This is a genomic window from Maricaulis sp. B-26 (assembly GCF_056857855.1).
The window spans coordinates 41790-61986 of sequence record NZ_JBSXNX010000027.1 but is presented as its reverse complement, the minus strand read 5'-3'; the positions used below and the strand labels follow the sequence as shown (position 1 = coordinate 61986).

General features: G+C 63.7%; 27 protein-coding genes. 10 read left to right on the top strand and 17 right to left on the bottom strand.

Going from position 1 to position 20197, the window contains the following annotated elements; all coding sequences use genetic code 11:
* Positions 1-86: 86 nt before the first annotated feature.
* Entirely contained in the window at positions 87-836 is a 750-nt protein-coding gene (locus AC13HB_RS13940; RefSeq protein ID WP_482950384.1) for an RNA methyltransferase, read from the top strand.
* Positions 837-850: 14 nt separating this feature from the next.
* Here the strand turns inward: AC13HB_RS13940 and AC13HB_RS13935 are convergent, their stop codons facing one another.
* A complete protein-coding gene (locus AC13HB_RS13935) occupies positions 851-1507 on the bottom strand; it encodes a hypothetical protein (protein ID WP_482950383.1) in 657 nt (218 codons plus the stop codon).
* Positions 1508-1710: 203 nt separating this feature from the next.
* Here AC13HB_RS13935 and rpsD point away from each other — a divergent pair, with 203 nt between their 5' ends.
* Positions 1711-2328 (top strand): 30S ribosomal protein S4, encoded by a 618-nt coding sequence (gene rpsD / locus AC13HB_RS13930; protein WP_482950382.1) that lies wholly within the window; start codon positions 1711-1713, stop codon positions 2326-2328.
* A 234-nt stretch (positions 2329-2562) separates the two neighbouring features.
* Positions 2563-3075: a hypothetical protein gene (locus AC13HB_RS13925; RefSeq protein WP_482950381.1), complete on the top strand. Its 513-nt coding sequence runs from the start codon at positions 2563-2565 to the stop codon at positions 3073-3075.
* Here AC13HB_RS13925 and AC13HB_RS13920 read toward each other — a convergent pair.
* From AC13HB_RS13920 to AC13HB_RS13905, 4 genes are read right to left on the bottom strand one after another with little or no spacing between them, the layout of a single operon-like run.
* Entirely contained in the window at positions 3072-3452 is a 381-nt protein-coding gene (locus AC13HB_RS13920; protein ID WP_482950380.1) for a DUF427 domain-containing protein, read from the bottom strand. The two genes, AC13HB_RS13925 and AC13HB_RS13920, sit on opposite strands and share 4 nt — an antisense overlap.
* A 7-nt stretch (positions 3453-3459) precedes the next feature.
* Entirely contained in the window at positions 3460-3792 is a 333-nt protein-coding gene (gene grxD / locus AC13HB_RS13915) for a Grx4 family monothiol glutaredoxin (protein WP_482950379.1), read from the bottom strand.
* A 32-nt stretch (positions 3793-3824) separates the two neighbouring features.
* Entirely contained in the window at positions 3825-4649 is an 825-nt protein-coding gene (locus tag AC13HB_RS13910; protein ID WP_482950378.1) for an aldo/keto reductase, read from the bottom strand.
* 24 nt (positions 4650-4673) lie between these two features.
* Positions 4674-4910, bottom strand: coding sequence for a BolA family protein (locus AC13HB_RS13905; protein ID WP_482950377.1), 237 nt, complete (start codon positions 4908-4910; stop codon positions 4674-4676).
* 150 nt (positions 4911-5060) lie between these two features.
* Between AC13HB_RS13905 and AC13HB_RS13900 the strand changes: the two genes are divergently transcribed.
* From AC13HB_RS13900 to AC13HB_RS13880, 5 genes are all read left to right on the top strand, one after another.
* The gene (locus AC13HB_RS13900) at positions 5061-5564 is read left to right on the top strand and encodes a YHS domain-containing (seleno)protein (protein ID WP_482950376.1); all 504 of its coding nucleotides are present in this window, start codon (positions 5061-5063) and stop codon (positions 5562-5564) included.
* A 90-nt stretch (positions 5565-5654) separates the two neighbouring features.
* Positions 5655-6617 (top strand): M28 family peptidase, encoded by a 963-nt coding sequence (locus tag AC13HB_RS13895; RefSeq protein ID WP_482950375.1) that lies wholly within the window; start codon positions 5655-5657, stop codon positions 6615-6617.
* An 83-nt stretch (positions 6618-6700) separates the two neighbouring features.
* Positions 6701-7168, top strand: coding sequence for a hypothetical protein (locus AC13HB_RS13890; protein ID WP_482950374.1), 468 nt, complete (start codon positions 6701-6703; stop codon positions 7166-7168).
* Positions 7168-7389 carry a helix-turn-helix transcriptional regulator gene (locus AC13HB_RS13885; protein ID WP_482950373.1) on the top strand — a complete coding sequence of 74 codons (222 nt, stop codon included), beginning with the start codon at positions 7168-7170 and terminating at the stop codon, positions 7387-7389. Before AC13HB_RS13890 ends, AC13HB_RS13885 begins: the two co-directional genes overlap by 1 nt.
* A gap of 46 nt (positions 7390-7435) precedes the next feature.
* A complete protein-coding gene (locus AC13HB_RS13880; RefSeq protein ID WP_482950372.1) occupies positions 7436-8368 on the top strand; it encodes a TraB/GumN family protein in 933 nt (310 codons plus the stop codon).
* 30 nt (positions 8369-8398) lie between these two features.
* Here the strand turns inward: AC13HB_RS13880 and purL are convergent, their stop codons facing one another.
* The 4 genes from purL to purC all read right to left on the bottom strand — a co-directional run bounded on the left by purL (position 8399) and on the right by purC (position 12413).
* A complete protein-coding gene (gene purL / locus AC13HB_RS13875) occupies positions 8399-10624 on the bottom strand; it encodes a phosphoribosylformylglycinamidine synthase subunit PurL (RefSeq protein ID WP_482950371.1) in 2226 nt (741 codons plus the stop codon).
* Positions 10625-10626: 2 nt separating this feature from the next.
* On the bottom strand, positions 10627-11289 hold the full coding sequence (purQ, locus tag AC13HB_RS13870; protein WP_482950370.1) for a phosphoribosylformylglycinamidine synthase subunit PurQ: 663 nt from the start codon (positions 11287-11289) through the stop codon (positions 10627-10629).
* Between the two features lie 13 nt (positions 11290-11302).
* A complete protein-coding gene (gene purS / locus AC13HB_RS13865) occupies positions 11303-11542 on the bottom strand; it encodes a phosphoribosylformylglycinamidine synthase subunit PurS (protein ID WP_482950369.1) in 240 nt (79 codons plus the stop codon).
* Between the two features lie 109 nt (positions 11543-11651).
* Entirely contained in the window at positions 11652-12413 is a 762-nt protein-coding gene (purC, locus tag AC13HB_RS13860) for a phosphoribosylaminoimidazolesuccinocarboxamide synthase (protein WP_482950368.1), read from the bottom strand.
* Between the two features lie 234 nt (positions 12414-12647).
* Between purC and AC13HB_RS13855 the strand changes: the two genes are divergently transcribed.
* Positions 12648-12971, top strand: a complete 324-nt coding sequence (locus tag AC13HB_RS13855) for a DUF1476 domain-containing protein (protein ID WP_482950367.1) — start codon at positions 12648-12650, stop codon at positions 12969-12971.
* 102 nt (positions 12972-13073) lie between these two features.
* Here AC13HB_RS13855 and AC13HB_RS13850 read toward each other — a convergent pair whose 3' ends face one another.
* The 6 genes from AC13HB_RS13850 to AC13HB_RS13825 form a co-directional block, all read right to left on the bottom strand.
* Entirely contained in the window at positions 13074-13568 is a 495-nt protein-coding gene (locus tag AC13HB_RS13850; protein WP_482950366.1) for a thioredoxin domain-containing protein, read from the bottom strand.
* Positions 13569-13645: 77 nt separating this feature from the next.
* Positions 13646-14098, bottom strand: coding sequence for a nuclear transport factor 2 family protein (locus AC13HB_RS13845; RefSeq protein WP_482950365.1), 453 nt, complete (start codon positions 14096-14098; stop codon positions 13646-13648).
* Complete coding sequence (locus tag AC13HB_RS13840; protein ID WP_482950364.1) at positions 14095-14655, bottom strand: pyridoxamine 5'-phosphate oxidase family protein; 561 nt, start codon at positions 14653-14655, stop codon at positions 14095-14097. The genes AC13HB_RS13845 and AC13HB_RS13840 overlap by 4 nt, the downstream gene beginning before the upstream one ends.
* Before the next feature lie 39 nt (positions 14656-14694).
* The gene (gene purB / locus AC13HB_RS13835) at positions 14695-15996 is read right to left on the bottom strand and encodes an adenylosuccinate lyase (RefSeq protein ID WP_482950363.1); all 1302 of its coding nucleotides are present in this window, start codon (positions 15994-15996) and stop codon (positions 14695-14697) included.
* Positions 15997-16178: 182 nt separating this feature from the next.
* Positions 16179-16748: a hypothetical protein gene (locus AC13HB_RS13830; RefSeq protein ID WP_482950362.1), complete on the bottom strand. Its 570-nt coding sequence runs from the start codon at positions 16746-16748 to the stop codon at positions 16179-16181.
* Complete coding sequence (locus tag AC13HB_RS13825; protein WP_482950361.1) at positions 16745-17962, bottom strand: threonine synthase; 1218 nt, start codon at positions 17960-17962, stop codon at positions 16745-16747. The genes AC13HB_RS13830 and AC13HB_RS13825 overlap by 4 nt, the downstream gene beginning before the upstream one ends.
* 165 nt (positions 17963-18127) lie before the next feature.
* Here AC13HB_RS13825 and AC13HB_RS13820 point away from each other — a divergent pair, with 165 nt between their 5' ends.
* Entirely contained in the window at positions 18128-18571 is a 444-nt protein-coding gene (locus AC13HB_RS13820; protein WP_482950360.1) for a VOC family protein, read from the top strand.
* A 12-nt stretch (positions 18572-18583) separates the two neighbouring features.
* Here AC13HB_RS13820 and radC read toward each other — a convergent pair whose 3' ends face one another.
* A complete protein-coding gene (radC, locus tag AC13HB_RS13815; protein ID WP_482950359.1) occupies positions 18584-19264 on the bottom strand; it encodes a RadC family protein in 681 nt (226 codons plus the stop codon).
* Between the two features lie 9 nt (positions 19265-19273).
* Complete coding sequence (gene map / locus AC13HB_RS13810; RefSeq protein WP_482950358.1) at positions 19274-20110, bottom strand: type I methionyl aminopeptidase; 837 nt, start codon at positions 20108-20110, stop codon at positions 19274-19276.
* Between the last annotated feature and the right edge of the window lie 87 nt (positions 20111-20197).

Sequence of the window (20197 nt, the reverse complement as noted above, 5' to 3'; positions counted from 1 at the left end):
CGTACGTGAGACGCGCTAGGACAGCGCGGACGTGAAATTCGCGCGCTCTCTAGCATCGGTGCGCGCCAAGGTGAAGGCCCGGTTCCATGACCCAAAAACCCGGTACGCCCGCTTTTGTGCTGATGAACCCGCAGCTGGGCGAGAATATCGGCGCTGCCTGCCGTGTGATGGGCAATTTCGGATTGCCGGACCTCGTCGTCGTCGATCCGCGCGACGGCTGGCCCAACGACAAGGCGATCACCATGGCGGCAGGCTCGCCCGTGCTCGACAATGCCCGCGTCGAATACCGCATGTCCGATGCGATCCACGACTTCTCGCGGATCTATGCGACCACAGCCCGGCCCCGCGGTATGGAAAAGCCGGTCCTCACCGCCCGCGAGGCTGTCGCCGAGATGCGCGCCGCCATCGGTGCCGGCGAGCGGGTCGGCGTTCTCTTCGGTGGCGAGAAGTCCGGCCTGCCCAATGAGGCGGTCGCCATGGCGGATGCCATCATTACCCTGCCGGTCGACCGCTCCTTCTCCTCGCTCAATCTTGCCCAGGCCGTCGCCGTGATCGCGTATGAATGGCAGGCGGAAGAGGGCGCCCCGGTCGAGTTCGAGCCGGTTTCCGATATCGCCAAGCGCGAGGACCTGGAGCGCATGTTCGAGCATTTCGAATACGAGCTCGAGCGCGCCGGCTTCTTCTATCCGCCGTCCAAGACGCCGCTCATGATCCAGAATCTGCGCAATGCCTTCATTCGCGGCCGCTGGACCGAACAGGAAGTCCGCACCTTCCGCGGTGCCGTCAAGGCGCTGGCGCTCGGCCGCGGCAAGGCCCGTGTGGTGCGGGAGGACTGAGGCGGGCTGCTGCGCTAGTCGTCGGTCCAGCAAACGCCGCGGCTATAGCGATTGATCAGCTGGTTCGTCTCTTGGTGCAGAATATTGCTCGCTTCCCGGAACCCGGTCAGGTCGACTGTCATGCTCTCTTCGGTTCTGGTGATTTCGCCGTCCGCGTCTGGCCCTTCGACAAGCGTCAACCTGGCGGGGCCATCAACCGCCCTGATGATGTGCTGATAGTCCTCGTCGCTCACGCGAAGCCTCGCCTCCAAGGGGCGCCGGGCATTGCGCCAGGACCGGCGGAGGTCGCCGTCTGATACGGGAAGGAGCATCCCGACTGTTTCGCTGACTTCCAGCAGTAGGCTGGCAGTCTCCGGGCGCTCTCCTTCGCCGGATACCGGCATCGTCAGCTCGACGGTTCGCACAACCCATTCCGGGGGATCCGATTCAAGGCTCACACTGATGGTTTCGCCCTGCATGGTCGCGTCCAAGCGTGGCAGGTTCATGCGGCCGCGCAGGCGTGTCTCTATGTCCCAGCCCGCTGCTTCGGTCTCGAAGCGGCAGGACGGCATCCCGGATTGAGCGCGGGCGAGGCCGGCAAACGGACCGAAGGTCGACGCAGCAGCAAGCAGTGAAATTACAACCAGAGTTTTCATGGCGCCCATGAAGTCCGATTGGCCGCGCAGCGTCAATATGATCGCACTCCGAGAGTGCCGCGGAAGCATCCGCAGTCCACACCCATTGACTTCCCTGTCCACACAGGTAAAACCCGCGCTTCTCGCGCCCGGGGTCTTTCCGGATGCGGGACACATGACGGGTGATGCGAGCGCCGCCGTTGAAAACGCAATCCCGATAGTGGGGTTGCCGGTCCGCGTCGAATACAAGAGAGATCAGAATGTCGAAGCGTCATTCGCAGAAATACAAAATCGACCGCCGCATGGGTGAAAACCTCTGGGGCCGTCCGAAGTCTCCGGTGAACTCCCGCTCCTACGGCCCGGGCCAGCACGGTCAGCGCCGCAAGGGCAAGATGTCCGATTTCGGCCTGCAGCTGATGGCGAAGCAGAAGCTGAAGGGCTATTACGGCAACATCACCGAGAAGCAGTTCCGCCGCACCTATGACGAAGCCTCGCGCCGGAAGGGTAACACCGCCGAGCTGCTGATCGGCCTTCTCGAGTCCCGCCTCGATGCCATCGTCTACCGCGCCAAATTCGTTCCGACCGTCTTCGCGGCGCGTCAGTTCGTGAACCACGGCCACGTGCTGGTGAACGGCGTGCGCACCAATATCCCGTCCTACCGCTGCAAGCCGGGCGATGTGGTCGAGGTCCGCGAGCGTTCGCGTTCGATGGCCCTGGTCCTGGAAGCCCTGGAAAGCCCGGAGCGCGATATCCCGGATTATGTCGATCTCGATCCGAAAGCGATGAAGGCCACCTTCGTCCGCATGCCGGAGTTCGCCGAAGTGCCGTACGCGGTGCAGATGGAACCGAACCTCGTCATCGAATTCTACTCCTCGTAATCGAGGACGACATCGATCAGAAAAGGCCGCTCCGGTTATCCGGGGCGGCCTTTTTATCTGCCCGGTCTGGGGGCAGGCCTGCTCGCGGATGACGCGATCTGCGCTCCGGCTTCCCCTCACACGCGCATATGGTTGATTCTTCGTAAATCTTTCGACTAGATGTCCAGGTTGCAGCCGGTCCGGGGCTACAAAAGACTGGCGCAACAGGGTTATGGGGTAAATTGGGGGCGTATCGTGAAATCGGTGTGGGGTGTCTTGGCTGCGATCTGCGTGGCCGTATCTGTGTCGGCCTGTGCAACAACGAATAGTGAGAGCGAGGAGGCTCGAACGCGCTTCCTGCCGCCCATGCCCTCCATCCCGTCACTGCCGGTCATCAAGATTTCTGACGTGCGTATTCCGGGAACTAGTCGCGAGGCGCCGCGCCCGGACCCGTCGCTCGAGCCGGTGATCTACTGGCGGGTGATCGAGGACGACATCCTGATCGTGCATGCCGACACCAATGGCTGTACGGCCCGCTCCGATTTCGTGGTCAATGTGGTGCAGTATCACGAGGACATCTACACCGTCAGTCTGGTGCGGGATATGGAAGACCGCTGCAGCGGCGATGTCCCCTGGGGGATCCAGCTGGGCTTCGGTTTCGAGGAACTCGGCGTGCCGCCCGGAGGCCAGATCGTGCTTCTCAACCCGGTCGATAACCGGCCCTGGGACTGGTATGAGGAGCGCACGCAGGTCGCTGCGCGCCGCTAGGCCTCGACGATCTCGACCTTGCCGGGATAGAAGGCCAGCCGACCTGCGATCTCCTCGACGGAGCCGAACGGGGTCTCATAGGTCCAGGCGGCGTTTTCCAGCAGGGACCCGTCCTCCAGCCGCACATGGAAATAGCGCGCCTCGCCCTTGTACGGACACCAGGAATGATGCTCGGACGCTTCCAGCCGCTCCATCGCGCAATCCTGACGATGGAAGTAGGCGACCGGCGCATAGGCGTGTTCGTGAAGGATCAGCGCCCGCTCGCTGCGGGCGAGAATGCCGGACCCGGCCCGCACTGTAACCTGCCCGTCCGAAGCCCGAATGGTGATCGGGTGGCTCGGGCTGGGTTCCAGGCGGAGGCGGGACAGGGTCAGCATCGCATTATCAGGCGGCCTCGATCAGGCCTTTCTCGCGGAGATAGCCCTGCAGCTCGCCGGACTCGAACATCTCCTTGACGATGTCGCAACCGCCGACGAACTCGCCCTTGATGTAGAGCTGGGGAATGGTCGGCCAGTTGGAGAAGGACTTGATGCCCTGGCGGATTTCGTCGTTCTCAAGCACGTTGACGCTCTCGAAATCGACCTGGAGGTGATCCAGGACACGGGCCACCACAGAAGAGAAGCCGCACTGCGGGAAGACCGGCGTACCCTTCATGAACAGCACCACGTCATTGGACTCGATGGTGGATTTGATGGCGTCGTGGGCTGTGTCGGACATGGATGTCTCCTGAGTGAAATCTTGCGCCTGACCTAGGAAACCCGGCGGCCCGGTTCAAGTCCGGCAAGCCGCGCATTCGCTTCCAGATTGGCCGCGCGCGTCGTCAGGCATATTACCGCATTGCAGGCCGGTCGGGCGAGAGCCCATTTCAGGGCTTCGGCAGGCGAGACGTCCGTGGGCGGCTGGACCCGGCCCGTCATCATCTGCTTGATCCGGCGAGCGGCATACCAGGCTGCGCCCCGGCTGAGCGGCAGTCTCAATCCGCCCGCCGTGCCGGCCATGGTCTCGATCCCGATTACGGACAGGCCTGCCGATTTCGCCCGGTCGAGGCGGGCGAGGGCGGCTTCGTCGAGACCGGGGTGAAGCGGGGCCATGATGGCGTCGAAAGCCTTCGCATCGATCGCGGCATCGAGCTCGCCGCCCCGGCCGCAGACGCCGATATGGCGGATCATGCCCCGCTCCCTGAACGCCTGGAGGCGCCGCAACAGCTTGTCGGACATGTCTTCGGGTGACGGCCCGTGCAGCAGCAGGAGGTCGACATGATCGGTCCGTAGCCGGTCGAGCGAGGCCTTGAGCGACATCTCGACGGCACCGGCAGAGAAATCGCGTCGTCCGCCGGCGTGGATGCCGGCCTTGGTCGAGAGGAAAACCCGATCGCGCCGTATCCCGCGCAGCGCTTCGCCCAGCCGCCGCTCGCCTTCGCCGCGGCCATAGGCCGGACCGGTGTCGAACAGCGTCATGCCAAGGCCGACTGCCTCGCGGATCAGCATATGGGTCGCGCGCCGCGACTGGCCAAGTCCGGCATGAGGGCCGGTTACGCCGAAACCGAGCCGGCTGAGAGCAGGGTTGTCGATCATCGAGCGGGTCGCGTCCGTGCCGGGTCAGGCATCGGGCGTCCGGGTTTCCAGCGCCAGGGCGTGGAGTTCCCCGCCCATTTTCTCGCCGAGGGCAGCATAGACCATCTGGTGCTGGGCAACCCGCAGCTTGCCGCGGAAGCTCTCGCTCGTGACGACGGCCTTCCAGTGGTCGTTATCGCCGGCGAGATCTTCCATCTCGACCTCGGCATCGGGAATACCGGCCTTGATCAGGGCGATGATGTCGTCTGCAGGCATGGGCATGGCGTCGGTTCCGGTTTCGCTGCCGCTCCCGGCCGATCACGCGATTGCGCCGGGCCGTGAGCGTTCGTGTTCGATGAGGCCCTTATCGCCGAAGCGGCAAGGGGGCATATCGTCTGCAAGCTAATCAGAGTGACGGCAAGGGAAAAGGCCATGGCAGACATCTTCGCAGTACGCACAATCGTCCGGATGACACTGGGGCTCGCAAACCTCGTGCTCGCCGTGCTTTTTCTGGCCGGAATCGCCGATGCGGGCGAGCAATATCTCGACCGGGATGGACGTCCCGTCGGCGGCTACGACGTGGTCAGCTATTTCGACGCGGACGGCCCGGTGATGGGGCTGGAAAGCATTACTGCCGAATACAATGGCGTGACCTGGTATTTCGCCAGCGAGGCCAATCGCGATGCCTTCATCGTCGACCCGGTCCGCTACGCGCCGGCCTATGACGGGCATTGCGCCTATGCGCTGGCGGACGGCCGCAAGGTGCGGTCCGATCCGCTCGCCTACCGGGTCGTGGACGGCGTGCTCTACATGAATTTCAGCCCGCGCATCCAGAGACGCTGGGAGGAGGATATCCCGGGCTATCTCGAACGCTCGGAGGCGGAATGGCCGGCGCTGGAGGGCGAACCGGCTGCCCGGCCCAGCCGCTGGTTCTGACGCGACCGGCTTCCCTACCGAATTTTCAGTGGGGCTGACGCGCCGGTCATGCCAAACTCCCGCGGATCAATGCCAGTCCGGGGAGCTTCCATGCATCGTTTCACTCTGTCCGCCGCCCTTGCGGGTGTCTTGTTCGCGAGCGCCTGTTCGGCGCCAGAGACTCAGGCCTCCGGGACTGCTCATGCACTCGACCGCGAACAATTGCTGACCGATCTGCGTGTGCTCGCCTCGGACGAGATGGAAGGCCGTGAGACCGGGACGCCCGGCAATGCACGGGCGCGAGCCTATATCATCGAACGCTACGAGGCTCTGGGCATCGAACCGGTCGGCGATGGGTATGAGTCGGTCTTCGAATTCGAATCCCGCGAGGACGGTGGCGCCATGCGCGAAGGCGTCAACATCATCGGCCGGATCGCTGGCACCGGCGATAGCGACCGGGTCATGGTCGTGTCCGCACATTACGACCATGAAGGCATGGCCGAGGAGCAGATATGGAACGGCGCGGACGACAATGCATCGGGCGTCGCCGCGCTTTTCGCCGTTGCCGATGCCTTCGCGGCGAACCCGCCGGAGCATGACGTGATCTTCGTGGCGCTCGATGCCGAGGAGAAGGGGCTGTCGGGCGCCTTTGCCTTCGTGGATGAGCCGCCGGTCGAGCAGGCGCGGATCGCCTTCAATCTCAATCTCGACATGGTGGCCATGTCTGAGGACCGTATCCTCTGGGCGGTCGGCACCTATCACTATCCCTTCCTCGTCCCGTTGGTGGAGACGGTTGCGGAACGGGCCAGCGTGTCCATGCCCATGGGCTATGACGAGCCAAGCGAACAGCCGGGCGCGGACTGGACCATGCTGACCGATAGTGGCGCCTTCCATGCGGAGGGCATCCCCTTCATCTATCTCGGCGTCGACTTTCACCCGCACTACCATCAGCCGACCGACACTTATGAAAACATGACGCTGGATTTCTTCCAGGACGCCTCGGCGGCGATCGTGGATTTCGCGCAGGAAGCGGACAGCCGTCTGGACGAAATCGGCGAGGCGGCGGGGCGTTAATGTGATACCTTGAATACTCATATTGACACCGAAGGGTATCATTTGTAACCTTAGGGTATCATGATGATGCTCAGAGGTATGCGATGTCTTTCTTGAAGCCTTCTTCACGGGCGGAGGCCAGCGACAGTCTGGCGATCCTGACGGCGACCGGAACCGGCCTGGCGAGTCTGGTCTATTTCGCGAAGGTCATGGAGGCGTATACCGGTAGTCCGGTGTCCAGCTGGCTCGACACGGCGCAACTGATCGGCGGTCTTGCCGTTCTGGTCGTTTTGTTGCCGCTCTTCTATCATTTGAAGACGGGGTTCGGCGGTGCGGCGGTCGATCCTTGGAAAGGGGACGAGTTCTTCGGAACAGTCCTGCGCCGCGCCGCGCTGACGGCATTCTGCGCCATGATGCTCGGCATGATCCTGTTGACGCTGCTGGGTGATCATCTGCTCTCGCAAGTCGCGGCTCCGGTTTTGCTCGACGGCATGATCGCATGTGCGCTTCTCGTGTTCTCGCTGAGCTTCTTCCTTCTGGGGCGCGTCGAGCATGGCGCAGGGAATCCGTGATGAGTGCACCATTGGCCAATCGGATACGCGTGTTGCGAGCCTCCCGCAATATCAGCCAGAGCGAGCTGGCCGCAGCGATCGATGTGTCTCGCAAGACGATTTCGACGGTCGAAGTCGGGCGGTTCGTGCCGTCGACCGTGATTGCCCTGAAGCTGGCGCGCTATTTCGGCGTCCCGGTAGAAGAGGTTTTCTCCCTGACCGATGAGGCGGAAACCGGCTAGCCCGCCGAACCGCACACCTAAACTTTATTTGAAGAGGAGACTGACGATGCTGATTTCAGCACGACGAGCTTTGCTGCGTCCGATCCTGGCTGCAACGGCTGCAATGTGGGGGCTGACGGCTGGCTCTTCTGCATTCGCTCAAGGCGGTGAGCCGGACGTGGCCCTGCCCGCGCCGGCGCTCTGGACCCTGCGGGACGCGGACACGACGATCCACCTGTTCGGCCTGCCGCAATTCATGAGCGACGGGACGGATTGGCGGGACGCCCGCTTCGATGCCGCGCTTTCCGCGGCGGATCGCATCGTACTCGAGGCGGACAATACCAGCGCCGATGCGCAGGCAGAGATGCAGGCCGCGGTCGTGGAATTGGGCGTGTTCCGCGATGGCCGCGATTTGGCGGACGCCGTCGAACCGGAATTGTTCGACAGAGTAGAGACCGCCGCGGGACGCCTCGGATTGCCGGTCTCGGCCCTTCAGCCGCTCGAACCATGGCTCGTTTCGGTTCAGCTTCAGGCCGTCAATCTGCAACGGGGAGGCTGGACTGCCGCCACACCGCCCGCAATGGTCATTATCGACACTGCCCGCCGTGACGGCGTGCAGCTGGACTATCTGGAGGGGGGGACGGATGTGCTCACACGCATGGCTGCGCTGCCAGACGCTGTTCATGTCGCCATGCTTGAGCAGTCTGTCGAAACCCTCGAAATCCGGCCGGAGGAGCCGGCTGAAATCCTCGATGCATGGTTACGGGGCGACACGCGCCAACTGGCGCAAATCTATCATGGCCCAGGTGCCTGGGCCGATGAGCGGCTGCGTCAGGCGATGCTGATTGACCGCAACGCCGCGTGGTCGGAGGCCATCGACGGGATGATGTCGACACATACGGGCACGGTATTCGTGGCCGTGGGCGCAGGACATCTCGTCGGCGCGGACAGCCTTGTCCGTGATCTAAGGGCGCGCGGTCACGCGGTGATGCGACGATAGAGCCGAGTGCGGAGTGGTCGCGGTCGGCGACTACTCCGCGGCCTCGGCGAGATGACCCATCAGTTCGGGCAGCCAGCCGGCCCAGGCCGCACGCAGGCGGTCGAGGTCTAGCGGGTGGGCGCCATTGACGGTGATCGCATTGCCGCCGGCCAGGCCGACGACATGGACGGGAATCTCGTCCGCCTTCGCGTCCTGCAGGATGGCGATCGCGTCTTCCTTGTCCGCGGCGACGAGATAGCGCGCCTGATCCTCGCCAAAGAGGAAGCCGTGCATCGGCACCTTGCCCTCATGGGCGAGCTTGATGCCCATATTCGAGGCCAGAGCCATATCGGCCGCCGCACAGGCCAGACCGCCGTCCGAGATGTCGTGACAGGCAGTCACGCGGCCGGAGCGGATCTGGCCACGGACGAAATCGCCGTTTGCCTTCTCGACGGCCAGATCGACCAGCGGCGCACCGCCGTCTTCGCGGCCCTCGATCTCGCGCAGATAGAGCGAAGCGCCCATCGTGCCTTCGCTCTCGCCGACGACGAGCAGGATCTGGCCTTCCTTGAGGCCGCCGAAACCGCAGCGCTGCGCCATGTCGGGGATCAGGCCGACGCCGCCCACGGCCGGGGTCGGCGGGATCGCGACGCCGTTCGTCTCGTTGTAGAGGCTGACATTGCCGGACACGACCGGAAAGGAGAGCTTCTCGCAGGCTTCCGCCATGCCTTCAACGCAGCCGACGAACTGACCCATGATCTCCTCGCGCTCGGGATTGCCGAAGTTCAGGCAGTCCGTGATGGCGATCGGATCGGCGCCGGTGGCGGTCAGGTTGCGCCAGGCTTCGGCCACGGCCTGCTTGCCGCCTTCATAAGGGTCGGCGAAGCAATAGCGCGGCGTACAGTCGGTGGTGATGGCGAGCGCCTTGTTGGTGCCGTGCACGCGCACGATGGCGGCGTCGGACGGGTCCTCGGAAGAGGCGGTCGTGTCGGCCATGACGTGGCGGTCGTACTGCGACCAGATCCAGGCCTTCGACGCCATGTTCGGGCTGGTCATCAGCTTCAGCAGGATGTCGCCCATATGACCCGGCTTGGCGACGTCCTTCGCGTCGATCTGGGCGCGGACTTCCGGCGCAAAGTAGGGACGCTCGTATTTCGGCGCATCGTCGGCCAGCGGTGCGACCGGGATGTCGCAGACGGTCTCGCCCTTGTGGGTAAGCACCATGCGGCCGGTATCCGTGGTCTCGCCGATCACGGCGACGTCGAGTTCCCACTTCTCGAAGATCGCCTTGGCCACGTCCTCGCGGCCCGGCTTCATGATGACGAGCATGCGCTCCTGGCTTTCCGAGAGCATCATCTCGTAGGCCGTCATGTCCTCTTCGCGCTGGGGCACGGCGTCCATATTCAGGTGAATGCCGATACCGCCCTTGTCGGCCATCTCGACCGAGGAGGAGGTGAGGCCGGCAGCGCCCATGTCCTGGATGGCGGCGATCGCGTCGGTCGCCATCAGCTCGAGGCAGGCCTCGATCAGCTTCTTCTCGGTGAAGGGGTCGCCGACCTGGACGGTGGGACGCTTCTCTTCGCTCTCGTCGTCGAATTCGGCCGACGCCATGGTGGCGCCGTGAATGCCGTCGCGGCCGGTCTTGGAGCCGACATAGACGATGGGCTGACCCGGCTCTGCGCCGCGGGCGTAGAAGATCTTGTCCGCATCGGCGAGGCCCACAGCCATCGCATTGACGAGGATATTGCCGTTATAGCCCTCGTGGAAATTGGTCTCGCCGCCCACGGTGGGCACGCCGACGCAATTGCCGTAGCCGCCGATACCCGCGACCACGCCGGAGACGAGATGGGTCGTCTTCTCGTGGTCCGGCGCGCCGAAGCGCAGCGCATTCATCAGCGCCACCGGGCGCGCGCCCATGGTGAAGACGTCGCGCAGGATGCCGCCCACACCCGTCGCCGCACCCTGATAGGGCTCGATGTAGGACGGGTGGTTGTGGCTCTCCATCTTGAAGATGGCGGCCTGGCCGTCGCCGATATCGATGACGCCGGCATTCTCGCCCGGCCCCTGGATGACCTTCTCGCCCGAAGTCGGGAATTTGCCCAGATGCGCGCGCGAGGACTTGTAGGAGCAGTGCTCGGACCACATGACCGAGAAAATACCCAGCTCGACATGATTGGGCGCGCGTCCCAGACGGTCGAGGATGATGGCGTATTCCTCGTCGTTCAGGCCGTGTTCCTTGACGATCTCGGCAGTGATGCCTTCAGCGTATTGGGTCATGTTCAGGCACTCCCCAGGAGCGATTCAAAAAGCGCCAGTCCGTCCGTGCCGCCGTGATCGGCGTCCACGGCGCGTTCCGGGTGGGGCATCATGCCCATGACATTGCCCTGCTCGTTGGTGACGCCGGCGATGTTGCGGGCGGAGCCGTTCGGATTGCGGGCATAGCGGAAGACCACCTGGCCTTCGCCCTCGATCCGGTCGAGCGTCGCGTCGTCGGCAAAGTAATTGCCGTCATGGTGCGCGATCGGGACGATCAGCTCGGCGCCGGCCTCATAGCGCGAGGTGAAGCGCGTATTGCCGTTGGCGACGGTGAGCGGCGCCTTCTCGCACACGAATTTGAGACCCGCATTGCGCATCAGCGCCCCCGGCAGGAGACCGCTCTCGGTGAGGATCTGGAAGCCGTTGCAAACGCCCAGGAGCGGCGCGCCGGTCGCGGCATGGGCCACGATGGCCGGCATGATCGCCGAGCGCGAGGCCATGGCGCCGCAGCGCAGATAGTCGCCATAGGAGAAACCGCCCGGAACCATGACGAACTCGGTGCCCTCGGGCAGTTCGCTTTCCTGGTGCCAGACCATGGCGGGTGCCTGGCCCGTGACTTTCGCGATCGCGTCGTGCGCGTCGCGGTCGCAGTTCGAGCCGGGGAAGACGATGACGGCGGATTTCATGTCGCGCCCGCTCCTAGACCATCTCGATCGAGTAGCTCTCGATCACCGGATTGGAGAGGAGTTTCTGGCACATCTCGTCGACGCGGGCGCGGGCGGCCTCGGCGTCGTCGCCGGTCAGGTCCAGCTCGATCAGCTTGCCCTGGCGGGCATCGGTGACCTCGTCATAGCCCATATTGTGGAGCGCGCCGGCAACGGCAGCGCCCTGGGGATCGAGAACGCCGGGTTTCAGGTAGACGTGGATCTTGGCTTTCACGGGATCGACTCGCTTGTGCTGGTCACGAAATTTGGCCCCTGCATAAAGCGGACGACCGCCCGTGGCAATTCGCCGGGGCGGTCGTTATCGCAGGGCTGATTTGCACCGGTTACTGTCCGGCGTCGTCGTTGGCCGGCGCGGGGCTGTTCTCGCGCATGATGCCGAGGCGGCGGGCGACGTCGGCATAGGCCTCGGTCACATTGCCCAGATCGCGGCGGAAGCGGTCCTTGTCGAGCTTCTCATTGCTCTCCATGTCCCAGAGGCGGCAGCTGTCCGGGCTGATCTCGTCGGCCAGCACGGTGCGCACCATGTCGCCGTCATAGAGGCGGCCGAATTCCAGCTTGAAGTCGACCAGGCGGATGCCGGCGGCTGAGAAGACGCCGCACAGGAAGTCGTTCACCCGCAGCGTCATGGCCATCATGTCGTCGATCTCCTGGGGGCTGGCCCAGTTGAACGCGGTGATGTGCTCCTCGGCGACCATCGGATCGCCCAGCTCGTCCTTCTTGTAGTAGAATTCGACGATGGAGCGCGGCAGCTGCTCGCCTTCCGGCACACCCAGACGCGTGCTGATCGAGCCGGCGGCGACATTGCGGCAGACCACTTCCAGCGGAATGATCTCGACCTGGCGCACGAGTTGTTCGCGCATGTTGAGGCGCTTGATGAAGTGCGTCGGGATGCCGATCCGGCCGAGGCCGAGCATGATATACTCGGAAATCCGGTTGTTAAGCACACCCTTGCCCTCGAGCGTGGCGTGCTTCTGGTTGTTGAAGGCAGTGGCGTCGTCCTTGAAATACTGGACGAGCGTTCCAGGCTCCGGGCCTTCATAGAGAATCTTGGCCTTGCCTTCGTAGAGTTTCTTGCGGCGTGACATGACAACGCTCCGAGCGGGGCCGGGACCTGTCCCTGTGATGCGTCCGGGCCGAAAAAAGCGCGACGCGGCCCGAATCGAAGACCGGACCGCGTTTCGAGCCGGGAAAATATCCCCACCGCGTCCGCTCTGCAATGCTCCGGGGCGGTAAGCGTCCGGGGTGAGGCGGAGAGATTGATTTACCCCCGCGTGCGAGCTAGTCACTCAGACAAACAGACCATCCTCAAGGAGAGACCCATGTCGGGCATCGACGATCGCGAAAAAGGCTTTGAGAACAAGTTCGCCCACGATCAGGAGATCGAGTTCAAGGCGGCGGCGCGGCGCAACAAGCTGCTCGGCCTCTGGGCGGCGGAACTGATGGGCCTTGAGGGCGCGGCGGCGGAGGAATACGCCAAGTCCGTGATCATGGCCGATTTCGAGGAAGTCGGCGACGAAGACGTCTTCCGCAAGGTGCGCGCCGACCTCGATGCCAAGCAGGTCGAACTGTCCGATCACCTCCTGCGCAAGCAGATGGACGAGCTGATGGAAGCGGCCCGCAAGCAGATCGTCTCCGAAGACTGATTGCGGCGCAGCCTCGCTCGCTGACAGCGTCAGACAGACAAACACCCCCGGCATTGCCGGGGGTGTTTTCGTTTCGTCGCCAGTCTTCGCCTGTTGGCGGGCTCAACTTTCGACGGGCGTGCCGGCCTCGAGCCGCTCGGTGACCGCCAGCCAGCGATCGAGCGCGGCGGCGATCTGCTCGCGGTCATAGCGCATGGTGATCTGCTCGTAGACATCGCCGGTCTCGCGATCGATCAGCAGCATGAAGCCGGTACCGCCCGCAAGCTGGTCGTAGATATCGACGATGCCTGCGTCTTCCGCCGTCTCGCGCAGACCGCCGCGGCGCCCGAAGGTGAAGTCGAAGCGCACCCAGTCGACGGGCTGGCCGGCATAGTCCTCGCGCACATCGTCCACCCGCGGCTCCAGCACACGGCAGGCGCCGCACCAGGAGGAGCGGAACATGGCGGCGACCAGGCGCGGCCGCTCGGTCACGTCCACGCCGGTTTCCGACGCGGTCTCGACCGCCGTTTCCGCTTCCGCGCTGTCCCAGTCGGCGCGCAGGAAATTCGGACCGAGGAAGACGGCGAGGGCGGCAAGAAAGACGAGCGTGTAGCGCATGAATGAAACTCCGGGAACGTTTTGTCCTGAATACCCGATCGGTCGCGGAAAACCAGAGGCGCCCGATCACACCCGCGTCAGGAGGTGCCCGTCATGTCGTCCGGCAGTGAGAGGCCGTCGCGCTCATTGTCCCAGATCATGGAGATGATCTGCCAGCGCCCATCGGGACCCTTGTAGAACTGGAAGGAATTGATGCCGCGGCGTTCCGGCTTCGCGTCGTCGGGATGATGCTTCGCTTCGTAGCTGCCCCAGGCCTGGGCCATGTTCCCGAAAATATCGATGCGATTGACCAGCTCGATCTCGTGGAAATCCATCCCGGCCAGCGTCTCGTCGGCATTGGTGCGATACTGATCGAGATCGAACATCTCCATCCAGGGTGTCCCGTCCGCATGCTGACCGGTGCGTATCTGCCGGCAGTCCGGGTGAAAGATTTCGTCCTGGCGCGACCAGTCGCGCGGGCCGGCCGGTCCGGACACCATCTCGTAGCAGACCCGGATCAGCGAGCGGATTTCGGCTTCGTCGCGGGTCACGCGCTCTCCTCCGGCTTGACCAGTCCGGGCAGGCCATCGATGGAGTGCGCGTTCGAGGCATAGCGCCGCTCGCGCCAGTCCTCGTCCGTGCGGTGGGCGTTGACGCGGACCAGCTGGTCGCGCTCGCCCCGGAATTCGTAGAAGGGCACGCCCCAGCCGCAGCTGTCGGCGATGCGGGTGATGTCGGCGGTGATCACGGCGCGCGCTTTGGGGAAGTCGGGGAAGAGGGCGCGCTTCTCGTCGAAGCCCGGCTCGTCGAAACAGACGGCCTTGGCCTCACCGTAGAGGCGCAGGATATTCGCCTTCCCCTCGTAGGCGCAGAACATGAAGGTGATCCGCCCGTTCTCGCGCACATGCGCCACGGTCTCGATCCCGGACCCGCCGAGATCGAGAAAGGCGACCCGGTTCGGTCCGAGGATGCGGAAGCTGTCATAGCCTTTCGGCGAGACGTTCACATGCCCCGCATCGCCCGAAGGCGCCGTGGCGACGAAAAACATCTTCTGGCGGCCGATGAAGTCCGCCAGAGGATCGGTGATCGAGTCGTAGAGCTTTCCCATGAGGCGAGCTTAAACACCCGCCCCGCCGGTTGGCACTCCTCAGTCTGCGAATACCCGATCAAAGATCGTGTCCACATGCTTCATGTGGTAGGCCTCGTCGAAGCAGGCCTCGATCTGCGCGTCGGTGAGGAGCGCGGTGACGCCCTCATCCGCCTTGAGGTGATCGACCAGCATGCCGCCTTCATCCCACGTCTTCATGCCGTTGCGCTGCACGAGGCGGTACGAGTCCTCGCGAGAGGCACCGGCCTGGGTCAGGGCGAGCAGGACGCGCTGGGAATTGTGGATGCCGCCATAGGCCTCCAGGTTCTCCTTGCAACGGTCCTCGTGGACGATCAGCCCCTCGATCATGCTCGCCGTGCGGTGCAGGGCGAAGTCGAGATGGACATTGGCGTCCGGGCCGATGCCGCGCTCGACGGAGGAGTGGGAGATGTCCCGCTCGTGCCAGAGGGCGACATTCTCCATCGCCGGCACCACGGCCGAACGCACGAGACGCGCCTGGCCGGTAAGGTTTTCGGTGAGGATCGGATTGCGCTTGTGCGGCATCGCCGAAGAGCCCTTCTGGCCCTTGGAGAAGTATTCCTGTGCCTCGCGGACTTCCGAGCGCTGCAGGTGACGCACCTCGATGGCGATGTTCTCGATGGCCGAGGCGATCAGGCCCAGAACGGCGAAATAATTGGCGTGGCGGTCGCGCGGAATGACCTGGGTGGAGACCGGCTCCACGGTGAGGCCCAGCTTCTCGGCGACATGGGCCTCCACGCTGGGATCGACATTGGCATAGGTGCCGATGGCACCGGAAATGGCGCAGGTGGCGATCTCGGCGCGGGCCCGCACGAGACGTTCGCGATTACGGGCGAACTCGGCGTAAAAGCGCGCGAATTTGAGGCCCATCGTGGTCGGCTCGGCATGGATACCGTGCGAGCGGCCGATACAGGCCGTGTATTTGTGCTCTTCGGCGCGCTTTTTCAGCGCGGCCAGCACGCGGTCCATGGCCTTCAGCAGGAGGTCGGCGCTGTCGCGCATCTGCACGGCCAGGCAGGTGTCCAGCACGTCCGAGGAGGTCAGGCCCTGGTGGACGAAGCGGCTGTCCTCGCCGATATGCTCGCCCAGATGGGTGAGGAAGGCGATGACGTCATGCTTCACCTCGGCCTCGATCTCGTTGATCCGGTCGACGTCGAACTCGACATCCTTCGCTTTCCAGACCGAGGCCACCGCCTCCTTCGGCACCACGCCCAGCTCCGCCAGCTGCTCCGTCGCATAAGCCTCGATCAGGTACCAGATCCGGTACTTGTTCTGGTCGGACCAGATGGCAGCCATTTCAGGACGGGTATAGCGGGGAATCATGCGCGCGCTCCGGAGCGTTTTCAGCAAAAGTGGGAACCGGTTTTGCGGTTCGAAAACGCGACCACTGAAAGACCCACCTCAGGCGAGGTTTCGACATGGTCGCCTTGAGCGCGGGGGATGCGCCAAGGGGCGCGAAAGGTCAAGGGGAGGGGCGTTCAAGGGAGGTATGCGGCGTAAATGGTTTACTTGGTTTCCGAAGCCCACATTCGATTAAGTCCCTCGTTCAATTCGTTCCAAACTCGTTCAACGCATAATGCGCCGCCTATATGTTCCGGATGCAGGTGCTCGCCGTGAAGCTCTCCCAAAGGTATTTCGAGTGAACCAATACGAACAGTCCGTCGGAATTTATCATCATTGATGGCCCAAACTGGAGAGCCAACCTGATGAGAGAAGGCGTTACGCACTGCCCAAATTAAAAGCGCTACATCTGCGATTTCCTTTGGGGCTTGTCTCGGCTTGATTCTTAGAGATTCGAGAAAGTCGAACATCGCTACGAAACAGAGACCAAACTGGGTTGATGCGATTTGCTCCGCAGTCTCTTTTCGAAGAGTGCGCTCGTTAAATTCAGAGGCTAGCATCCGCTTACCTCCGCGTCTGCTTTCGATAATCACGTCATCTTCGAAGGCGAAATCCATTCGCTCGTCGTCGGCAAAAGTCCAATAGCGGTGTGCGAGGTGAAAGTTCTGAAGGACAAGGTAGAAAGCCTTGATTCGAACCTGCGGCTCACGCGCCAAAGCGGCCTCTTCGCTCACATCACCCCCCAATCAATCTCCGCATGCCGGTCCAGCGCCAGCGCTCCATCCGGCATCGCGTATTTCAGCCCTGATCCGCAATTGAACAGCACGCATTCCGCGTCGCGTTCGATCCGGCCTTCGGCCATGGACTTTTCCATTGCGGCGAGGGTCGCGGCGCCTTCGGGGCAGAGGAGGAGGCCGTCTTCGCGGGCACAGCGGGTGCGGGCGGATTCGATCTGGTCTTCGGAGACGGTGATGGCGAAGCCGCCGCTTTCCTTGCAGGCATCGAGGATGAGGAAGTCGCCGATGGCCTTGGGGACGCGGATGCCCATGGCGGCGGTCTGTGCGTCCATCCACTCGTCCGCATGGTGCTCGCCCTTCTCCCAGGCGCGCACGATGGGGGCGCAGCCCTCGGCCTGGACGGCGATCATCTTCGGGCGCTCGGACCCGATCCAGCCGAGGCGTTCCAGCTCGTCGAAAGCCTTCCACATGCCGATCAGGCCGGTGCCGCCGCCGGTCGGGTAGAAGATGGCATCGGGCAGTTTCCAGCCCATCTGGGCGGCAAGCTCGAGGCCCATCGTCTTCTTGCCCTCGATCCGGTAGGGCTCTTTCAGGGTGGAGACGTCGAACCAGCCCATCTTTTCCTTGCCGGCCCCGACGATGGCGCCGCAATGATGGATATAGCCGTTCACCTTGAAGACCTTGGCGCCCTGCAGCGCCATCTCGCGCAGATTGGCTTCCGGCGTGTCCTCCGGCGCGAAACACCAGGACTTCATGCCCATGCGGCTGGCATAGGCCGACATGGCCGCGCCCGCATTGCCGTTGGTCGGCATGGCCAGCTTGTCGATGCCGTAGCTGTGCGCCATCGCCACGGCGAGGGCGAGGCCGCGCGCCTTGAAACTGCCCGTGGGCAGGCGCCCCTCATCCTTGACCCAGACCTTACCCGTCGCGCCCGAAGCCTTCGCCGTCGCCGGCACGTCGATCAGCGGCGTGTCGATTTCGCCGAGCGCGCAGACATCCGCGTCGTTCGCCACCGGGAGGAGTTCGCGCCATTTCCAGAAACCGCCCTCGCGCGCCCAGATCTCATCCCGGTCCGCCTCCGCCTTCATCCGCGCCAGGCCGTAGCGCGCCAGCAGCGGCTTGCCGGCTTCGGAGAGATTGTTCGGCTGGTCCTTGGAATAGGTCTTTCCGGTTTCGGAGCATTCCAGATGGGTGAAATAATTGGCTGGCATGAAACGTCCTTGCATGAGGGGCGCGATGAAAGGAGAGCATGATGCTCTCTTTTCAGGCGCTTATTGTCTTGTCGGAGTCCGCCTCAGGGTCTCTGTCAGGTCAAGGGTGAATACCGCTTCGCGGCGCCTTGGGCGCCCTTGACCTGACAGAGACCCTGAGGCCCCATGGCAGGCAAGACGTTCAGGGCCGGGTCTGCCGGTCAGGGGGAGGCGATCATGGCGAGCGTTATCGGTGTCGGCGGCATCTTCTTTCACAGCAGCGATCCGGAAGGCCTGATGGCCTGGTATCGCGACGCGCTGGGGATGGAGCTCAATGATTACGGCGGCGCGGATTTCCTCCATGCCGGTTCCGCGCAAGCCTTCCCGCAGGGCGCCCGCACCATCTTCGCGCCTTTCAAGCCGGATACCGAGTATTTCGGCCCGTCCGAAAAGCCTTTCATGATCAATCTGATCATCGACGATATGGATGCGATGCTCGAGCGCCTGAAAGAGAAGGGCATCCCGCTCGTCGGCGATCCCCAGGACTATAATTACGGCCGCTTCGCCTGGGTCATGGACCCCAACGGGACCAAGATCGAACTCTGGCAGCCCATCGAGCCGAAGGACTAGGGCCGACCGCCCCTACATCAATCCCAGCGTCTTGAAGCTCGCCGTGTTCTCGCGGCCGATGACGAGATGGTCGTGGAGGATGATGTCGAAGGGTTTGCAGATGTCCGCGAGGGTGCGGGTCATGTCGATATCGGCCTGGCTGGGCGTGGCGTCGCCGGAGGGGTGGTTGTGCACCAGGATGAGGGCGGTGGCCTCGTGGGCGAGGGCGCGCTTGACGACTTCGCGCGGATAGACCGGCGCATGATCGATCGTGCCCTGGCCCAGAACCTCGTCGGCGATCAGCTTGTTCTTGCGGTCGAGGAAGAGGACGCGGAACTGTTCTGTCGTGGCGTGCTGCATGGCGGTGCGGCAATAGCTCACCAGGGCCGACCAGGAGGCGATGACCGGTCGCCCGATCGCCTGCTCGCGGGCCATGCGCTCGGATAGGGCGTGGATCAGTTTGAGCTCGGCGGCGGTCTTCTCGCTGACGCCCTTGATCTCGGTCAGGCTCTCCAGCGGCGCCGTCGCGACCCCGCCCAGATCCCCGAAGCGGGCGATGAGATCCTTGGCGATCGGCTTCACATCGCGGCGCGGGATGGAGCGGAAGAGATAAAGTTCCAGCAGCTCATAGTCGTGAAGAGCCGCTCCACCCGCCTGGGTTAGTTTTTCGCGCAGGCGCTGGCGATGTCCGGAATGATGCGCGATCTCGGGCATGGGGTCGGATCAGATATCGTAGGGCGGCTTGTCGAGGCCCTTGGGCGATCGGGTGAATATCTCCACCCCGTCCTCGGTCACGCCGACCGAATGCTCGAACTGGGCCGAGAGCGCCTTGTCGCGCGTTACGGCGGTCCAGCCGTCGGAGAGGACTTTCACGTCCGGGCGGCCGATATTGAGCATGGGTTCGACGGTGAAGAACATCCCCGGCTTGAGCTCGGGACCATCGCCATGCGTGCCGAAATGCAGCACGTTCGGGCTGTCGTGGAAGAGCTGGCCGAGACCATGGCCGCAGAAATCGCGGACGATGGAGCAGCGGCGGGCTTCGGCGTATTCCTGGATGATCGCGCCGATCGTGCCCAGGGTGACGCCCGGCTTGATGGCGTTGATACCGGCCATCATCGCCTCATAGGTCGTGTCGATGAGGAGCTCGGCCTTCCGCTTGGGCTTGCCGGCGGTGAACATGCGGCTGGTATCGCCGTGCCAGCCGTCGACGACCAGCGTGATGTCCATATTGAGGATATCGCCCTCGCGCAGCGGCTTGGGGCCGGGAATGCCGTGACAGACGACATGATTGAGCGAGGTGCACAGCGAGTGCCGATAGCCGCGATAGTAAAGCGTGGCCGGCACGGCGCCATGATCGAAGGCGAATTCGCGCGCGAGGCGGTCGAGATATTCCGTGGTCACGCCCGGCTGGACGTGCTCGGCGAGCATGTCGAGCGCCTGGGCGGCCAGCCGGCCAGCCTTGCGCATGCCCGCGAAACCTTCGGCCCCATGCAGCTTGATCCGTCCGTCGCGAGCCTGGGTCGGGTCGCTGTCGTCAACAATCTCGTACGCATTCGTCAATTCGGCAGTCCTCCAGTAGCCCTTATATACAGAGCGCGCGCCGTTATGGAACGGCGCGCGCCTGCATTTTGTCCTCGGAGGGGAGGG

Coding starts and splice junctions, on each gene's coding strand:
- AC13HB_RS13940 (WP_482950384.1), top strand. CDS start 87: ATGACCCAAAAACCCGGTACGCCCGCTTTTGTGCTGATGAACCCGCAG.
- rpsD (WP_482950382.1), top strand. CDS start 1,711: ATGTCGAAGCGTCATTCGCAGAAATACAAAATCGACCGCCGCATGGGT.
- AC13HB_RS13920 (WP_482950380.1), bottom strand. CDS start 3,452: ATGCTGACCCTGTCCCGCCTCCGCCTGGAACCCAGCCCGAGCCACCCG.
- grxD (WP_482950379.1), bottom strand. CDS start 3,792: ATGTCCGACACAGCCCACGACGCCATCAAATCCACCATCGAGTCCAAT.
- AC13HB_RS13910 (WP_482950378.1), bottom strand. CDS start 4,649: ATGATCGACAACCCTGCTCTCAGCCGGCTCGGTTTCGGCGTAACCGGC.
- AC13HB_RS13905 (WP_482950377.1), bottom strand. CDS start 4,910: ATGCCCATGCCTGCAGACGACATCATCGCCCTGATCAAGGCCGGTATT.
- AC13HB_RS13900 (WP_482950376.1), top strand. CDS start 5,061: ATGGCAGACATCTTCGCAGTACGCACAATCGTCCGGATGACACTGGGG.
- AC13HB_RS13895 (WP_482950375.1), top strand. CDS start 5,655: ATGCATCGTTTCACTCTGTCCGCCGCCCTTGCGGGTGTCTTGTTCGCG.
- AC13HB_RS13890 (WP_482950374.1), top strand. CDS start 6,701: ATGTCTTTCTTGAAGCCTTCTTCACGGGCGGAGGCCAGCGACAGTCTG.
- AC13HB_RS13885 (WP_482950373.1), top strand. CDS start 7,168: ATGAGTGCACCATTGGCCAATCGGATACGCGTGTTGCGAGCCTCCCGC.
- AC13HB_RS13880 (WP_482950372.1), top strand. CDS start 7,436: ATGCTGATTTCAGCACGACGAGCTTTGCTGCGTCCGATCCTGGCTGCA.
- purL (WP_482950371.1), bottom strand. CDS start 10,624: ATGACCCAATACGCTGAAGGCATCACTGCCGAGATCGTCAAGGAACAC.
- purQ (WP_482950370.1), bottom strand. CDS start 11,289: ATGAAATCCGCCGTCATCGTCTTCCCCGGCTCGAACTGCGACCGCGAC.
- purC (WP_482950368.1), bottom strand. CDS start 12,413: ATGTCACGCCGCAAGAAACTCTACGAAGGCAAGGCCAAGATTCTCTAT.
- AC13HB_RS13855 (WP_482950367.1), top strand. CDS start 12,648: ATGTCGGGCATCGACGATCGCGAAAAAGGCTTTGAGAACAAGTTCGCC.
- AC13HB_RS13850 (WP_482950366.1), bottom strand. CDS start 13,568: ATGCGCTACACGCTCGTCTTTCTTGCCGCCCTCGCCGTCTTCCTCGGT.
- AC13HB_RS13840 (WP_482950364.1), bottom strand. CDS start 14,655: ATGGGAAAGCTCTACGACTCGATCACCGATCCTCTGGCGGACTTCATC.
- purB (WP_482950363.1), bottom strand. CDS start 15,996: ATGATTCCCCGCTATACCCGTCCTGAAATGGCTGCCATCTGGTCCGAC.
- AC13HB_RS13825 (WP_482950361.1), bottom strand. CDS start 17,962: ATGCCAGCCAATTATTTCACCCATCTGGAATGCTCCGAAACCGGAAAG.
- AC13HB_RS13820 (WP_482950360.1), top strand. CDS start 18,128: ATGGCAGGCAAGACGTTCAGGGCCGGGTCTGCCGGTCAGGGGGAGGCG.
- radC (WP_482950359.1), bottom strand. CDS start 19,264: ATGCCCGAGATCGCGCATCATTCCGGACATCGCCAGCGCCTGCGCGAA.